At 61.6% G+C, this 15971-nt stretch carries 17 protein-coding genes and 1 pseudogene; 6 read left to right on the top strand and 12 right to left on the bottom strand.

Features of this window, described 5'->3' with window-relative positions; genetic code table 11:
- Positions 1-93 precede the first annotated feature (93 nt).
- Positions 94-1080 (top strand): aldo/keto reductase, encoded by a 987-nt coding sequence (locus BS629_RS26805; RefSeq protein WP_018242647.1) that lies wholly within the window; start codon positions 94-96, stop codon positions 1078-1080.
- 213 nt (positions 1081-1293) lie between these two features.
- Here BS629_RS26805 and BS629_RS26800 read toward each other — a convergent pair whose 3' ends face one another.
- Positions 1294-1722, bottom strand: coding sequence for a hypothetical protein (locus BS629_RS26800; protein ID WP_018242649.1), 429 nt, complete (start codon positions 1720-1722; stop codon positions 1294-1296).
- 69 nt (positions 1723-1791) lie between these two features.
- Positions 1792-2280, bottom strand: a complete 489-nt coding sequence (locus BS629_RS26795; RefSeq protein ID WP_018242650.1) for a hypothetical protein — start codon at positions 2278-2280, stop codon at positions 1792-1794.
- A 145-nt stretch (positions 2281-2425) separates the two neighbouring features.
- Between BS629_RS26795 and BS629_RS26790 the strand changes: the two genes are divergently transcribed.
- Together BS629_RS26790 and BS629_RS26785 are read left to right on the top strand one after the other, a co-directional pair.
- Positions 2426-3094 (top strand): response regulator transcription factor, encoded by a 669-nt coding sequence (locus BS629_RS26790; RefSeq protein ID WP_018242651.1) that lies wholly within the window; start codon positions 2426-2428, stop codon positions 3092-3094.
- Entirely contained in the window at positions 3091-4461 is a 1371-nt protein-coding gene (locus tag BS629_RS26785) for a sensor histidine kinase (RefSeq protein ID WP_018242652.1), read from the top strand. Before BS629_RS26790 ends, BS629_RS26785 begins: the two co-directional genes overlap by 4 nt.
- 71 nt (positions 4462-4532) lie before the next feature.
- Here BS629_RS26785 and BS629_RS26780 read toward each other — a convergent pair whose 3' ends face one another.
- From BS629_RS26780 to BS629_RS26765, 4 genes and pseudogenes are all read right to left on the bottom strand, one after another.
- Positions 4533-5324, bottom strand: a complete 792-nt coding sequence (locus BS629_RS26780; RefSeq protein WP_245268235.1) for an HNH endonuclease — start codon at positions 5322-5324, stop codon at positions 4533-4535.
- A 250-nt stretch (positions 5325-5574) separates the two neighbouring features.
- A pseudogene (locus tag BS629_RS26775) lies at positions 5575-5821 on the bottom strand (phosphodiester glycosidase family protein); the annotation flags it as partial.
- 91 nt (positions 5822-5912) lie between these two features.
- Positions 5913-7586, bottom strand: coding sequence for a hypothetical protein (locus BS629_RS26770; RefSeq protein WP_018242654.1), 1674 nt, complete (start codon positions 7584-7586; stop codon positions 5913-5915).
- 248 nt (positions 7587-7834) lie between these two features.
- Positions 7835-8221, bottom strand: coding sequence for a DUF6966 domain-containing protein (locus tag BS629_RS26765; RefSeq protein ID WP_018242655.1), 387 nt, complete (start codon positions 8219-8221; stop codon positions 7835-7837).
- 160 nt (positions 8222-8381) lie between these two features.
- Between BS629_RS26765 and ftsZ the strand changes: the two genes are divergently transcribed.
- Positions 8382-9401, top strand: coding sequence for a cell division protein FtsZ (ftsZ, locus tag BS629_RS26760; protein WP_012758070.1), 1020 nt, complete (start codon positions 8382-8384; stop codon positions 9399-9401).
- Between the two features lie 103 nt (positions 9402-9504).
- Here ftsZ and BS629_RS26755 read toward each other — a convergent pair whose 3' ends face one another.
- The 3 genes from BS629_RS26755 to BS629_RS26745 all read right to left on the bottom strand — a co-directional run bounded on the left by BS629_RS26755 (position 9505) and on the right by BS629_RS26745 (position 12912).
- Positions 9505-9783, bottom strand: a complete 279-nt coding sequence (locus BS629_RS26755) for a hypothetical protein (RefSeq protein ID WP_018074348.1) — start codon at positions 9781-9783, stop codon at positions 9505-9507.
- Between the two features lie 476 nt (positions 9784-10259).
- Complete coding sequence (locus BS629_RS26750) at positions 10260-11801, bottom strand: Ig-like domain-containing protein (RefSeq protein WP_018242657.1); 1542 nt, start codon at positions 11799-11801, stop codon at positions 10260-10262.
- Positions 11802-12087: 286 nt separating this feature from the next.
- Complete coding sequence (locus tag BS629_RS26745; protein WP_018242658.1) at positions 12088-12912, bottom strand: helix-turn-helix transcriptional regulator; 825 nt, start codon at positions 12910-12912, stop codon at positions 12088-12090.
- A gap of 91 nt (positions 12913-13003) precedes the next feature.
- Here BS629_RS26745 and BS629_RS26740 point away from each other — a divergent pair, with 91 nt between their 5' ends.
- Positions 13004-13894 carry an SDR family oxidoreductase gene (locus BS629_RS26740; RefSeq protein ID WP_018242659.1) on the top strand — a complete coding sequence of 297 codons (891 nt, stop codon included), beginning with the start codon at positions 13004-13006 and terminating at the stop codon, positions 13892-13894.
- Between the two features lie 101 nt (positions 13895-13995).
- On the opposite strand, the gene BS629_RS26735 is transcribed toward BS629_RS26740, so the two are convergent.
- Together BS629_RS26735 and BS629_RS26730 are read right to left on the bottom strand one after the other, a co-directional pair.
- A complete protein-coding gene (locus BS629_RS26735; protein WP_018447086.1) occupies positions 13996-14205 on the bottom strand; it encodes a hypothetical protein in 210 nt (69 codons plus the stop codon).
- Position 14206: 1 nt separating this feature from the next.
- Positions 14207-14407 carry a hypothetical protein gene (locus BS629_RS26730; RefSeq protein WP_018242661.1) on the bottom strand — a complete coding sequence of 67 codons (201 nt, stop codon included), beginning with the start codon at positions 14405-14407 and terminating at the stop codon, positions 14207-14209.
- A 194-nt stretch (positions 14408-14601) separates the two neighbouring features.
- On the opposite strand from BS629_RS26730, the gene BS629_RS39365 reads away from it, so the two are divergent.
- Positions 14602-14772, top strand: a complete 171-nt coding sequence (locus BS629_RS39365; RefSeq protein ID WP_018242662.1) for a hypothetical protein — start codon at positions 14602-14604, stop codon at positions 14770-14772.
- Positions 14773-14956: 184 nt separating this feature from the next.
- On the opposite strand, the gene BS629_RS26725 is transcribed toward BS629_RS39365, so the two are convergent.
- On the bottom strand, positions 14957-15971 hold a 1015-nt coding region (locus BS629_RS26725; RefSeq protein ID WP_198943675.1), incomplete at its 5' end, for a calcium-binding protein.

Raw genomic sequence — 15971 nt, 5'->3', positions numbered from 1 at the left:
TGAACCCAACTCATAAGCCCATGCCGATATCACCGGCTAATCGATACCAGCCTTTGCCCTTAGGGTAGGATCAAACCTGAGGAGGACATCCGCATGATCAAACGCAAGCTCGGCCAAAGAGGCCCTGACGTTTCGGCGATCGGTTTCGGCTGCATGGGGCTGAACTATCATCGCGGGCCGGCGATGGAGCGCGGCGATGCCATTGCGCTCTTGAGGGCGGCGCATGAGCGGGGCGTGACCTTCTTCGACACGGCAGAGGCCTACGGGCCGTTCACCAACGAAGATCTCGTCGGCGAGGCGCTGGCGCCGATCCGTGATGAGGTGGTGATCGCGACGAAATTCGGCTTCAAGGATGGCCGGCCTGATGTGGGCCTGGATAGCCGGCCGGTTCGCATCCGGCAGGTTATCGAAGAAGCCCTCACGCGGCTTCGCACCGATCGCATCGATATCTTCTACCAGCATCGGGTCGACCCTGCCGTACCGATCGAAGAGGTGGCAGGCACGGTCAAGGATCTGATCGACGCCGGCAAAGTGCTGCATTTCGGCCTCTCCGAAGCCGATGCCGACTCTATCCGCCGCGCCCATGCCGTGCAGCCCGTCACCGTGTTGCAAAGCGAATATTCGCTGTGGTGGCGTAACCCGGAACGGGAAATCCTGGCCATCGTCGAAGAACTCGGCATCGGCTTCGTGCCCTATAGCCCGCTCGGCCGCGGCTTCCTCACCGGCAAGATGGATGAGAACACCAGTTTCGAAGGCGGCAACGACCACCGCAACACCAATCCGCGCCTCTCGGCCGAAAACCGCAAGGCAAACCAGCCGGTGGTCGATGCGATCGAGGCGATTGCCAGCCGCAGGAACGCGACTGCGGCCCAGATCGCCATCGCCTGGCTGATGGCGCGCAAGCCCTGGATCGTCCCCATTCCCGGCACCACCAAGCTGCACCGGCTGGAAGAAAACATCGCCGCCGCCGACATCACCTTCACATCGGAAGAACTGGCCGAGATCGACTCGGTCTTCTCAGGCATCGAGATCCACGGCGACCGCTACTCGGGAACGTCGGCGGCCCGCGTCACACGGTGAGCCGAAGGCCAATGCCCGTTGGCCCCTTGGTCGCTGAGGGCAAACCATGCGGGGGATCGAGCAATTCGAGCGGCGGCATCATTCCTTGAGGTCTACAGGATGGCGTTTGACTTCGACGGCGGTGTCACGGCCCCCGAGAAACCCGCAAAACCGCCCGCGAGAAAGACGCGGACGGTTGCATTATTGTACGGCATCCGCCTCAAGCGCGGATGATCAGTCCTGGCCCTGCAGGCGATCCATCACCTGCAGCAGCAGATCGGCGCAGGCCTTCATCGGTTCGTCCTCGGCGCATTTCAGATCGATCCGGGTGTTCCCATCCTCGATCCGGAAATGGGCTGCCTTGGACGGCGGTGGCGGTGGCGGGCGATGACCACGGAAGCCCATGTCGCCACGGAAGCCCATGTCGCCTCTCCGACCATGCCAGCGGTAATCGGGGCGATCTCCCGGCCGCGCATCCGGCTCGCCCATCATCCGCTCATCGTCATCAGAGGCGGACGGAGACGGCGGAGGCGGAGGCGGCGGTGACGCCGGATCGCCCGCCACGGGCGGAGTGCCGGCGGATGGCGGAGCGGGCGGCTGCTGGGCGAAGGCGGTGCCGGCCAGTGCGGCAAGGGCAAGGCCTGATAGGAGAAGTCGTTGCATGAGAAGCTTTCCTTTCGGAGTTATGAGGCGTGTCTGTAAACACCGCAGCGCGGCTTTGGTTCACGCCCGTCAGGGCCTGTGATCGAAATCGGCAAATCGTCTGTGCGGCGGACCTTTCGGCGGTCGCAGCGCTTCGGTTCGTCCGTCCTGGCGAACGAGGTAGCTTGCATGCACGAAGCCATCGTCGAAGCGTCCCTGAACGGTGACGGCTTCATCCCGGGTGACGAGGGCGCCACCCTCGCCGGCCCGGCCCGTTTCAACAAGCGCCTTGCCGCTCTCGTCCTGCAGCACGAACTTGTTGCCATAGATCTCGGCGACCTTGCCCTTGATGGTGATGAGGCTCGATGCCGGCATGGCCGAAATCGCCACAGGCGTCAGCGGCGCCATTTCAGGCGTGGGACGCATCATCTTCACGGCGCTCGCGCCCCCGGCAGCACCGATGACAAGCGCCACAGCGGCAGCGATCACGGGGATCGCCAGTCGGCGCCGGCGGTATCCTGGCGGCATAGGCGTGGCGGCGCCTTCGGGATGTCCGTTGTCCTGGTCTTCATCAGGCATATATCTGCTCCTTGCTTCAGTAATGGCCGCAATCTAGCCGCCACACCCCCTCGCCTGCCTGAACCTCTCCGTTCAGATTGAGTTAAGCTCGGCCCGATAGTTTTGGCCCGTCCTCAGAGATGCCCTGCGATGAAAGCCCTGCCCCATGCGCGTATTGCTCGTCGAAGATGACGAAGACCTGAGCGGCCGGATCGCCGCCGTGCTGCGATCGGAAAACTTCGTCGTCGATATCGCCCGCAACGGCGAGGACGCTCTCCATGCGGGGCTCACCGAACTCTTCGATGTCGCGATCCTTGACCTCGGCCTGCCGAAGATCGATGGCGTCAGCGTGCTGAAGGGCTGGCGCGAGGGCGATCGCAATCTGCCGGTTCTGGTGCTGACGGCCCGCGACGGCTGGCCGGACAAGGTCTCGAGCTTCAAGGCCGGCGCCGACGATTTCCTCGCCAAACCTTTCAAGGTGGAAGAACTGGTGCTGCGCCTGCGCGCTCTGGTGCGCCGGGCGTCCGGCCATGCCGCCTCGCGGCTCGTCTGCGGCGCACTGGTCTTCGATGCGCAGCTCGGCACCTTCGAGCTCGACGGACTACCGCTGAAGCTGACGGCGCTGGAATGGCGGGTGCTCTCCTGTCTGATGTTGCGCAAGGAGATGATCGTCGACCGGCGCGAACTCACCGAGCGCGTCTATGACGGCGATGCCGAAGTCGACTCCAATTCCATCGAAGTCATCATCGCTCGCCTGCGCAAGAAGCTCGGAGCCGATCGGATCGAGACGGTGCGCGGCCGCGGCTATATGCTGACGGCAGCAGTGGCGGCATGAAGGCCCCGTCCCTCAAGCCGAGATCGATCGCCGGCCGGCTGCTGATGTTTTCCGGCATCTTCGTGACGCTGGCGCTCGCTGTGGCCGCCATCGTGCTCTGGCTGGCGCTGAAAACGGTGGTGCGCGAGCAGGTCGACCAGCGTTTGGACATCCAGATCGGCGCCCTTGCCGGCGCGGTGACGCGCGACGCTGAGGGACGGATCGCCCTCTCCACGCCGCTCGATGCGCCGCCCTTCGATCGCCCCTCCTCCGGCTGGTACTGGCAGATCGACGACGGGCGGCAACGCCTGACCTCCCGCTCCCTGATGAATGGCACGATAGACGCACCGCCGCCACGGCAGGATTTGCGTCTTTTGCTGATGGGCATGCCGACATCAGGCAGCGGCGGTGATCGGGGAAGAGGGCCGCTCTATCTTCGCCAGGCGGTGCGCAGCATCGACGGCATGACGCTGACGATCACCGCGACGGCACCAATGATCGCCCTCGTCGGTCCGGCGCTCCGCGCGCTCTTCTGGCTTGTGCCCTGTATGCTGCTGCTCGGCCTCGTGCTGATGGCCGGTACGCTCTGGCAGATCCGCTTCGGCCTGCGCCCCCTGAAATCCATGGCGGCCAATATCGATGCCATCAACCGGGGCGAACGCGCCCGCCTGCCCGATGAGGCGACCGTCGAGCTTACGCCGCTCTCACTGAAAACCAACACGCTGCTGGCGGCCAACGAAGAGCGGCTGGCGGCAACACGCATGCAGTTCGCCAACCTTGCCCATGGCCTCAAGACACCGGTGGCGAGCCTGCTGCTGGCGCTCGACGAGAAAAACGATCCGCAAGGCGCATTGCGCAGCATCGCCGCCCGGATCGATAACAGGATCAAGCATCACCTCGCCGCAGCCCGCCGGGTGATGGCCTCGTCGGACAATGTCGCCAGCACTGAGATGGCGGCATCGGTCGCCGATCTGCACCGGGCGATCGGCCAGATTCATGCCGAACGCAAGATCGCCTTCGACACCGATATCGCCCAAGGCCTGCGGGTCGCCTGCGACGAAAGCGATGTCGAGGAAATGCTCGGTAACCTGATCGACAACGCCTTCAAATGGGCCGCCTCCCGCGTCACCCTCCGCGCCCGCCGCGACGGCCCGATCGCCTGTATCACCATCGAAGACGACGGCCCCGGCATCCCCGCGGACCGCCTCACCGCCGTCCTCCTGCCGGGCGTTCGCGAAGACGAACGCGTCCCCGGCAACGGCTTTGGCCTCAGCATCGTCAACGAGCTTGCGGGGCTTTATGGTGGGTCTCTGGTGCTGGGGGCGAATGAGGCGGTGGGGTTGCGATGTGTGCTGTGTTTGCCGGTGGCGGTGCGATTGGCGCGGTAGGGCTTGGGCTGGTTCGATAGAAGGTGAAAGTGCCGCGGAGTGATCAGCGTCTTTTGGGTTCTCATCATTTGTCACAACGCTCTCCCGACTACGACCTCGTACGGATTACAAATATTCGTGCCTTGCTGCGAGTGACAGGAAGCAAATAGGTGAACCAAGACCGTCAACCATTCAGCCCTGCGACGGAAATACAGACCGTGAAGATGCCGTGTCGATAACCTTTCGGGATTCTCTGCGTTGCCAACAAAGTTGTAAACGTCATCACGCGTTCCCATCAAAAGCGCGCGGATATCCGTGGCATCGAAATAATCATCGCCGTATTCGGCCATCGCATAGCAATAGCCAATTTTTGCAATCATCATTGCGAACGGACCATTGATAAACGGAACCCTAGTCCTGACATTTTCGAGACCGTTGCCCCCTAAGCTGAAGAACGCCAGCCGTGGATCAACAAGAGTAGCCCCTCGATCGATTCCAACTAAGAGCCCCGCCTGACTAAACTGCACTAGCGAGAAATGTTTCGGGTAGTCCTCGATCGGGAAATCAAGGCGTTTTCCCTCCTCGCCCATCACCGAATTGCCTGCAAAGACCTCAGGCATATGTCGCGCGTCGCGCGGTCCGCTACCTTTCGACTTGCCACGGAGACCTAATAGCAACCTGGGGACTTTAAGGTCGACATTGAGCGCTTGGTTCTCGTATTCTTGATTGGAGCGCGTAGCGCATTCCTTGCAGGAACCGTAGCGTATCACCAAGGAGCCATTGATAGCTTCGGGGATGATGTGCTCGTCGGTGAGTTCTGCCTGCGTAAACGCTTTTCGGCAAAAGACACATCTTCCGTCCAGATAGTAATTCTGCTTCCGCATTACCAAAGAGCGCATGCCGTAAGCAATACAACTTATCAGACGATTCTCATAATTGTTGCTTCGTGCAAAACGGCCTTTACAGTACTCTCAAAATAAACTGTGCACCCGCTATCCAAATCGTCCCATTGACTCCCGTCGATTTTAGGGACCATCGATCCTCTTCTTCGAAAAGAGCCCAGAGCCAGCCCTACTGACCGTCGCATCCGCCAGCCGGCCGTTTCGGGGACAAGCCGCATTCCCGCAACTGCCGTCATTCCACCACGCCAAACATCGGCCCATACCCACCATGCCAGGACCAGTCGTTACGGCCCATCTCGGAATTGTAGATCCCCACCCCTCGCCCGCCATCCAGAAACAAGGCATCGGGGCATTTCAGATGGTCGCGGAAGAGCCGCGCGAAGTCGTGGAAATTTGCCCCGTTTTCGCTGATCTCGAAGCGCGCCGCCGCTGCAGGCTCCCACACCGCTCTCGCGGGTTCGGTCCGTCGATCCCCCAATGAAAAGGTCGGAAATGGCGTGCTGAGGGTGAACGTTGTCAAACAACCAGACCTTGCGGAAAAGGCGCGCTTGCCAATTCTCGAACGGCTTGTCAGTAAAGGTTATTCCGCCGGACGCCGCCGTTCTTTTCCTGTTGCCGGGCGCCGCGTTCCGCGCGGGTTGCGCAGACCCGAGGCGGCGACGATGGCGAGACATCGGCCCAGTCGGCCTGCAGCCTCGGGAAGAGTTTGCGCTTGTCATCGACCAGAGGCGGCGGCGTGATTCCCATGCGCCGCATTGCAGCGAACAAATCGCCAAGTCTGTCGTAGCCGAGATTGGGCTTCGCCCACAGCGCGAGCAGGACAGGTTCGGCAACAGCACGCCCTGATGAGCCGACCCGGCACAGGCCTTCGACGCCCGCGCCATTGACCGAAGGCAGAGATGCGCGCGGATTGGCGAGGTAGGGCAAAGCGCCGGGGCCGAGATCGCCGAGCCGGCGCAAGAGCGGCTCCGCCTCCCAAAGCCAGTGGTCGTTGTCGGCAGCAGCATAAACCGACAGAAGACGGGGGCCGAGTTCCACGAATTTGTCCGGCGGCAGGGCGGCTGCCAGGCGGGCCAGAATACGGCCGCTCTCCCGTGCCGAAGAACGCAATCGCCCTGTCATCGCGGCTGCCCGCTCAATGCCCGTCATGATCGCGTCGGCACGGGAGGTAAGCGCGTCGGTGCTATTGATGAGGACATCGACCTGCCATTCGGTGACCTTGGCGGCCGGATCGGCGATCATGGCGTCGACATTGGCAATCTGGCGCGCCAGGGTCGCCTCCTCTGTCGCAGCGATCTTCGCCAGGATGACAGCGCTATCGCTTCCCACCCGGTTCTCGACCGCCACGGGCTTGAGGCCGAGAGCCCGGGCGAGCGCCGTGGAATCGCCCTTGTATGGGCTATCGCCCGAGAAGATGGACGTGAATCCGTTTCGCGTGAATTGCGCGCTGCAGTCCCAGCTCGGCGCTCCAGAGTTGAGAAAGCATCCGATGATCGGCATGGGTATCCAGCTGAGCGGTGCAGCCGTACCTCCGAGAAGCTGGAAGCGTCGACCGTCCGGCATGGTGATCGTCGTCGTGATCCGTCTCACCGGCAGGCTTTTCTCGAATTCCTTCGTCTCCTCCTGACTGACGGTGACGATGGGCAGCTGTGGCTTTTCCGGCATGGATAGATTGCAGAAACGATTTTCCGTGCGCCTGTCGTCAAGTGCTTCGCCGTCATGGAAATCGAGCGCTTGTACGAAGGCCGACTGCAGCGCGCGTGTGGCGCGGACTTTGGCGCAAACCGCGCTGTCGATCATCCGATCGGACAGATATCCCTCTGGAAAGTTGGGATTGACGGAGTAAGCGACCGGTAGGGCGAAATTCTGGGTTAGCCACGCCCCATCCCACGCCCCGCCTTTCGCGAAGACCAGCGCCTGGCGAGCGGGATCAAATCCGGTCACGACCTGCGCATTGGCGGAATCCGTGCGGCTGGCGAGATCACGCAAGGCGAAATGATCGAGCGCCGCAGCCGTCCAGTATCCTCCGTAAAAGATCAGCGGCAGCAAAAGCCACAGACGCGACACGCGCCCGACAACCGCCTCGATGGCAACGCCGATCATGCTGGCATTAACCAGCACGATCGACCAGGCCATGGCGAACGCGAACATCAGAAAGATGCCTGTGAACGGTATGGCCTGAAGCACGAAGACGCCCCCCGTCACCACAAGGCCGACGAGCGAGATCGGGAAATATCTACGCATCTGTTCTCCACCCGTAATGACCGGGATATCGCCGCTTCCCATAGCAGGTTGGGAGAAACCCTATCAGAGACTCACGCCTGGACCATGAACGGCAAGGCTCAAATTTTCAGTATCCCTTGAGGGCGTACTCCCTTGAAACATTGGGGGAAACGGTCGACGCGAGGGAGTTCGGAGACCCGATCATCCGAAGAGGCACCGAAGCGGAGCGAATGGCGGAGGCTGCAAGCCCTGTAACCGCAAGCGAAGCGCTATAACTCCCTTCTGGCAAGCTCGTCCGCCAGAATCCAAGCCTCGTCAAGGAGGGCACGAAGTTCATCGTTCTCCTGCAGAAGCGGGCTACCGTCGCGTTGAAGAACGAGGTCATTCAGAGAACCCGTGCCGCCAAACATCTCCTTGAAACGGCGCAATCCCCAGGTGTCAGAGTTTTCGACAGCCCGCAGACATGTCTCGACATGGCTAGCCCAAAAGACAGCACCGTTGGCCATAAGCAACAGTGCTAACTTCCTGAGAATGGCAGCGAATCTGGTGACGTCGTGATGTAATTGCACGCCGTCTTTTAACGCAAAATCACATTGCAGCAAAAGGTGACTGACGTCCCTCTTTTGGTCGCATCGCAACAGCCGCTTCTGGCTCAAACCTGCTCGTCGCGACCTATGGCTGAGGCGATGCCGATCATCTCCACTCCTGCTGAGACGTCTTTCGCCTCGCCTCTGCCTTGTTGCTCGCGTATCCTGACGCCCGATTCGCCGTCCGCAAACGAGGGTGGGCATGAACGAAGCATCAAAGGAGAGCGCGATGACGGACGCCAAGAGCGGCATTTCTGGACTACGGCCGCATATTACAGTCATTGGCGTCGGCGGCGGTGGTGGCAATGCGATCAACAATATGATCGCGGAAAAGCTGGCGGGCGTCGAATTCGTCGCTGCGAACACGGACGCTCAGGTGCTGGCCACCTCCAAGGCGACGCGCCGCATCCAGCTTGGCGCGAATGTGACGGAGGGTCTCGGCGCCGGTTCGTTGCCGGAGGTCGGCCATGCGGCTGCCGAAGAGTCGCTCGATGAGATCATGGATCACCTGGCCGGCTCGCACATGTGCTTCGTCACCGCCGGCATGGGCGGCGGCACGGGCACGGGTGCTGCACCTGTCATCGCCCGCGCTGCGCGTGCCGCAGGCATCCTGACGGTTGGCGTCGTCACCAAGCCCTTTACCTTTGAAGGCAACCGCCGCATGCGGATGGCGGAAATCGGCATCGAGGCGCTTCGCCAGGCGGCCGATACGGTCATCGTTATTCCCAATCAAAACCTCTTCCGAATTGCTGATGCAAAAACGACGTTCGCCGATGCTTTCATGACCGCCGACCGCGTGCTCTATGCGGGCGTCGGCTGCATTACCGACCTGATCGTCAAGGAAGGCCTGATCAACCTAGATTTTGCCGACGTGAAGTCGGTCATGTCAGGCATGGGCCGCGCCATGATGGGCACTGGCGAAGCCTCCGGTGAAAGCCGCGCAATGAAGGCGGCGGAAGCGGCAATTGCCAACCCGCTTCTCGACGATATCTCGATGCGGGGCGCCAGGGGCGTACTGATCTCGATCTCCGGCGGTTCGGATATGACGCTGTTCGAAGTGGATGAGGCGGCAAGCCGCATTCGTGACGAAGTGCAGGAAGACGCCGATATCGTCGTCGGCGCGATCTTCGACCGCAGCCTCGACGGCAAGTTCCGCGTCTCGGTGGTAGCGACCGGTCTGGAAGGCAGCCCCCTGCCCGCATCCGCGCCTCACGCCGCCGAACAGATCCAGACGCGCACGCTGCAGTAAGCGCAGCGGCGCGACATATCCGAGCACGACAGCCTGCCGCGTCTTTTCAGACGCGCGGCGCTGTCGTGCTTCAATGTCCTGCGCTCCGGCGAAATCGCCGCGATCACCGGTCGTTGATCGTCGGAAGGTGCGTTTCGACCTCTACGCGGCGCTTGTCATCCAACGGCTCAATGTGCTTCTGCCAGAAGGCCTCGGCCTCCGGCGTGTCATCATCCCAGTGGCGGATCTTGACAATATTGTCATCGATTTTGGCCAGCCGTTTGCCGCCAAGCCGCAGGTATTCGTCCGCCAGTTCTTTCGATCGGGTCGTTTGCATGTCGTGCTCCTCCATAGGCGAACCGAAAGGCCGATCGTCATTACCGGGTTGGCCGGCAATCGGCATCCCCGTTATCGGCGCTTCCGCGCCTTCCTGTTAAACAGTACGGCGGGATCATGGTTCCAAATCATCGGCCGAGACCGGTCTACGCGGCCGGCTGAAGGCGTCGGCCGCCATCCATGTTCCGCACGGCCCGCCGCTCTTGCTGCCAGGACAGCCGGAGACGCCTCGTACTGGCAGGAGAGCGGCCTTGTCCGGAACGGCAAGACTGCATACGTCGGGGTGATCTCGACCGCTGCCTCGACGGCAAGTTCCGCGTCTCAGTGGTAGCGACCGGCCTGGAAGGCAGCCCGCTGCCCGCATCCGCGCCTCACGCCGCCGTTAAAGGCCCCGCCGTGAAGAGAACGGGCGGGGTCGGCATTCGAGCGGTAAGGCCCAATAGAACGCCGTGCGTCCTTTCGGACGCACAAAGGACGCTCTAACACCTGTCAATCCTCGCATCGCGCTTTCCGAAAATCGATTCCGATTTTCGGGCCGATGCGCTAGACGAACAGGACGTCCGAGATATTGTGCACCACGGAGATTTCGTCGATCCCGGTGTTGGTGATGTAGAGATTATCCGCCGCTGAATCATAGACCACGTTGGTGATCAAGTCGTCTCCCGGTATGGCGATGTTGACGTCGACCGCTGTCTTGACCCCGGTTTCAAAGTCGAAGGCCGTGCTGATATGCTCGCTGCTGGAGGAATCGCCGAAGAAGAACGTGCCGTCGACGGCAAAGCCGTAGCCGAGCCCGCCGGCCGCGAAGGTCTTGGATTCGATCGGGTTGAGCGTGTCGGGATCGATCTTGGAGACCTGCCAGGTAGCATCATCGATGCGGCCGACGACGTAAATGCCGGTCGAATCCTGCATCGTATTGACGGCCGTGTATCCACCCCAGTCGAACGTACCCGCCCCGTTCTTACCGATAAGGCCGGGAATCGGGTCGCCCTTCTGATCGAGCGATCCGTCGGCGGCATCCCACTTTGCGAGATAGGTCTGATCGGGGAAAGGGTCCTCCTCGCCTCTCGCCTCGTTGGTTCTTCCGATGATCTCGCCGCCGCGGACCGAAAAATAGGTTCCGCCGATGTCATATTCGCCCTTGTCATAGTCGCCGAGAGAGATGGCGCCGCTGGCGTTGTCGGCTTCAAATGCGGCTGCGTTGTCGTAAATGCTCACCATGGAACCATCTGGGAAACCATGGCCGGAACTGACGTAATACTTGCCGGTTAGCGGATCGATCGCGACCCCCTGGAGTTCGTAATGGTCCAGGAAGGGGCGCACCACATCCGCCTGGGCCTCGACATGATTGGTGTTCAACGACTTCCCGTCCGTCACGCCGTCGACGGTCAGCGTGATCACGCCGGCATCCGCGTGACCGGCGCCGTCGGAGACCTTGTAATATTGGAGTTTCTCCGTGATATGCTCGCCGTCGTTGAGGCCCGCCTTTACGGCCGGATCGAGATCGTAGGTGAAGCTTCCATCTCCTGCGAAATGGAAGGTGCCGAATTCACCCGCCACGTCGGTTGTCTGCCCTTGCCCCTGACCGGCAGGAATGCTCGTGCCCTCGACCGAACGCAGGAAAAGCGTGCCCGCCTCTCCAGCGTGATCATTGGCAAGCACGTTGCCGGCCATCTCGCTTCCTTCGCGGAACGAGAAGGCGTCGTCGACCGCGACCGGCGGGCTCGTGACCCCGTGAATGTCGAGCGTGAAATGGCCGACATCGGTATTGCCGGCGCCGTCGGAGATTTTGTAGCCGATCGTCTCCGTCAGCGTCATTCCGTCAACGAAGCCCGCCTTGGCCGCCTCGTTCAGCGTATAGGTGTAAGAGCCGTCTGCCTTGACGTGGAACGTGCCGTATTCACCCTCGATATCGGTAATCGCACCATCCTTCTTGGCAAGCACCCTCTCGCCGTCGAAGAAGTTGAGAAACATGTTGCCGGAGCCCCCTGCCAGATCATTATCCAGCAGATTGCCTGAGATCACATCATTCTCGGAAGCGCTCCTGACATCATCGACCGCCACAGGTTTTGCAAGCACTGCCATGGATATCTCCTTCAAGCTCCATTCGCCTTGGTCTATCGGGAGGAAAGCAGCTGAAACCGGGTCGGTCAATAAATTTTCTAGCAGGAGTGGTATTTTAGCCTTTCACAGCTTTGTCATGCTAGCAAGCCCGAAGCGGCGCCCAAGACCGCGGCAGATATGAATTCATTGAAATCCCCCATCCGCGCGGCTCAAATCTTGGGCGCGCCTATCCACAGAATGACTGCAGATTTGTCGGGACTGAGGCGATGAAGACCGCAATACCATCGATCGACCAATTGCCCTCGCCTCAGCCCACCAACCCCTTGATCTTCGCCGTATCCTCCGCCGTCGCCGGGTTGTACACCACCATGCTGAGATCCGGCCGGCCATCCACCTGGAAGGCGGAATATTCGAAAGCGAGTGGGCCGAGGATGGGGTGTTTGATGTGCTTGGCGCCCTCGCCGTGGCTGCGCACGTCGTTGTCGCGCCACATCGCTAGGAATTCGGGGCTCTTGCGGCAGAGTTCGTCGACGAGGGGCTCGACCTCGGCCGCGGCACCCGCGCGGGCCGCATCCACGCGGAAGGCGGCGACGACGAAACGGGCAACACTTTCCCAGTCGTATTGGGCGGCGCGCACGCGCGGATCGAGGAAGATGAAGCGGAGCACGTTGCGCTCCTCAGGTGGCAGCGCGCCGTAATCGGTCAGAAGCACGGTTGCCGCCCGGTTCCAGCCGACGACGTCCCAGATCGCAGTGCGGATCAGCGCAGGGCTCGGGTCCAGCGCATCGAGCACGCCCTGCAGCCTGGGCGTCACGCCCTCTTGCCTGTGGTAACGCACCTCGGGCGGGCGGCCGAGACCGATGAGGAAGAGATGCTCGCGCTCGACATCGGTCAGCATCAGCGCGCGCGAGATCCGGTCGAGCACGTCGGCAGACGGCGCACCGCCGCGCCCCTGCTCCAGCCAGGTGTACCAGGTCGGGCTGATATTGGCGCGGCTCGCCACCTCCTCGCGCCGCAGACCCGGCGTGCGCCGCCGCTCCCCCGCAAAGCCGAAGGCGGCGGGATCGAGCCTGACGCGGCGACCCTTCAGATAGGCGCCGAGCCGGTTATCCGAGGTGATGAATTTACCCATCCTGTTAGCCTTTATACCATGATAATGTCACTACTTTACCATGATACAGGCAGAGCCGATATGTGTCTCCGGCAAAAACTGGAGATATCACATGCGCATATTCGTCACTGGAGCCACCGGCTGGGTCGGCTCGGCCGTCGTCGATGAATTGATCGCCGCCGGCCACAAGGTGCTCGGCCTCACCCGCTCCGACAAGGGAGCGGATCAACTGGCGGCAGCCGGTGCCGAAGTCCATCACGGCACGCTCGACGACCTGGGAAGTCTGAAGAGCGGTGCCGCTGAGGCGGACGCCGTGATCCACACGGCTTTCAACCACGATTTCTCGAAATTCGCCGAGAACTGCGCCGCCGACCGGCGCGCCATCGAGGCGCTCGGCGAAGCCCTCCAAGGCTCCGATCGTCCGCTGCTGGTCACGGCCGGCCTCGGCTTTGCCCCCGGCCGTGTCGGCACCGAGAAGGATCCGCCCATGCCGACGTCGGAGACCTACCCTCGCGCCTCCGAAATCACCGCGGTATCGCTTGTCGCCCGCGGCGTGCGCGCCTCCACCGTCCGGCTCCCGCCCTCGGTGCATGGCCATGGCGACCACGGCTTCGTGCCGATCCTGATCGATTTGGCCCGGCGCAAGGGCGTCTCGGCCTATATCGGCGAAGGGGAGAACCGCTGGCCGGCCGTGCACCGGCTCGATGCCGCCCGGGTCTATCGACTGGCGATCGAGCGCGGCGCCGTCGGCGGTCCGTTCCTGGCAGTCGCGGAAGAGGGAGTTCCCTTCAGGCAGATCGCCGAGGTCATCGGCCGTCGGCTCGATGTGCCCGCCGTCTCGCTCTCACGGGAAGAAGCGGCCGAGCATTTCGGCTGGTTCGGCATGTTTGCCGGCTTCGACGTCCCGACCTCGAGCGAGCATACCCGCGCGCTGCTCGGCTGGCAGCCGCAACAGCCCGGCCTCCTCGCCGATATCGACCACCCGGCCTATTTCGGTGGGTAGCGTAACCGTGCCCGCATATAAAAATGGAGCATTTCCGTGACTGGAAAAAAACGGAAATGCCTCCCGGCTTGGCTCGTGAGGAGAACCGGCGGCAGCCCGAGCTAGTGCGACCGGCTCTCGTTCCTATCGGCGGGATCGTAATTAATGTCCCAATCCTTCTCAGGCTTTTTCTTGCCGGGCGGGTTCTTGTTTACCGTCGCATCCTCGGAGCCGGTGATGACGGTCGGCTTGGCGCTGGCGACGCCGGTGCTCTTCCGGTCGGCCCGCGACTTGGCGAACTGGCCGGTCGCGTCTTTCTCGGGGTTGGCCATGTCAATCGCCCTTCTGCTTCAGCGCATCGCCGAGATCTCTGGTCTCGGGGTCGCGATTGTTTTCGCCATGCGCGTCACGGTCGCGATCCGGATCATCCTTGGCCTTCATGTAGCCGCGAGGCTTATTCCCCCTCGGCCCTTCCCAGCGGGGTGACTGGTCGGTCGTGCCGGGGGCGCCGTCTTTCGGTGTCGTCATGCCCATGTTCGTTTCTCCATGTTGAATTCGAACAACAGGCAAAACCCCGAACTGTTCCCGCCCAGTCTCACAAATGCCAGCCAGTCGGCCGATCTTTTGCTCTCACCGAACAGCCAGCCCCGGCGTTGGCGCAGAAAAATATGGAACAGTGTCGGCCTCCATCGGTTGACCACAGGTCGACCTCAAATATGGAGCCGAAAATGAGCAAGACCAACGCCCGTGAACTTCAGAAACGCGCCGAACAGCAGGTCAAGAACACCAGCGCCGGCGGCCACCTCGGCGGCACCTATTTCGGCCAACAGCCGGACGGAAAAACCGCCTCGGACAGCAGCAATGACAGCGCCAAGGCACGGCCCAACGACGGCAATTGAGATCGGAAGGCTGCCGCAACGCGTGTGACCTGATGCTATCCACTACCCGATGAATCCGTCGCGCCCAGCGCGCTGGGCGCACAAACGTCCGGGACCTCCCCGTCAGGCCCGAGTACGTACGCCGCAGGCGAGGTCTCCATTGGGCTGCGTCTGCGATGAATGCTGGTGGTGATCACAGACCGCCTCAGCTAAACAAGAAGTCGCCCGAGTTGAAATTTGTAAGCCCGCTGAGGGTGGTGATGTTGTCGAATTCAGCAACCAGCACCGCGCCGCCGGCTGAACTTGGGTTCTGATCGTAGTAGACCGCCGCATGGCCGAGATCCGTGTTGTGGAACACGAACAATGCCCCTGTGGTTATGTTGCTGTAACCATTGATGGTGCTCTGGACGGTTGCGTTCGTGACGCTCACGTCCGTTTTGACGGCAACCTCCGTTCCGGCAACATTGATCGTGCCGTTGTTTCCCACCTTCACATTGTCCACGTTTGTATTGTTGTTGCCGACGGCGAACTCGAACGTGCCGCCTCCGACGTCCAACTGGAACCTGTCCACGGTTGTGTTATTCGTCCCAGCGTTGAAGTCAGTCATATGGTTCGTGGTGGTGGCAAACTTTTGGAAAAAGAAGGTATCATTTCCCACGCCCCCGGTCAGGGTGTTGTTGCCAGCACCACCGTTTAGGGTGTCGTTGCCGTCTTGTCCGAAAAGAGTGTCGTCACCTCCGAGCCCGAACATCATATCGTTACCGCCACCGCCGTAGAGCATATCGTCGCCCGTTCCACCGGTCGGATTGTCCACTGAGTTGCCATTGCCACCGGTGATAATCGTGAACGTCTCGGTCTTTTCGAAGGCCGGGCCTATAGGATCACCGGTCTGCGTTGCCGTTACCGTCACTGAAAATGTACCGTTCGTCGATAGCGCATCCGAATGAAGCGTATTGTCGGTAATCGAAAACAAGCCCGGATTCGACTGCGAGGCAATGCTGAAGCTGAATCCACCTGCGTCGGGATCAGTCGCCGTCAGCAGCCCACTGAACTCAAAACTATTGAAGTTAACGCTATCCGCCGGAACGACAGGCGTCAGCTTAATGTCGGTCGGCGCCTGCCTAGCTGGACCATCATCTGCGCCGGTGATGGCGACGACGATGTTGTGGCTGGCCGTGCCGTCGAGCGAGCTGACGCTCAGCGTGTCGCTGACGGCGTCG

Origin of the sequence: Rhizobium leguminosarum bv. viciae USDA 2370, assembly GCF_002008365.1 — a bacterium.
GTDB lineage: Bacteria > Pseudomonadota > Alphaproteobacteria > Rhizobiales > Rhizobiaceae > Rhizobium > Rhizobium leguminosarum.
This window is presented reverse-complemented; position numbering and strand designations above follow the sequence as displayed.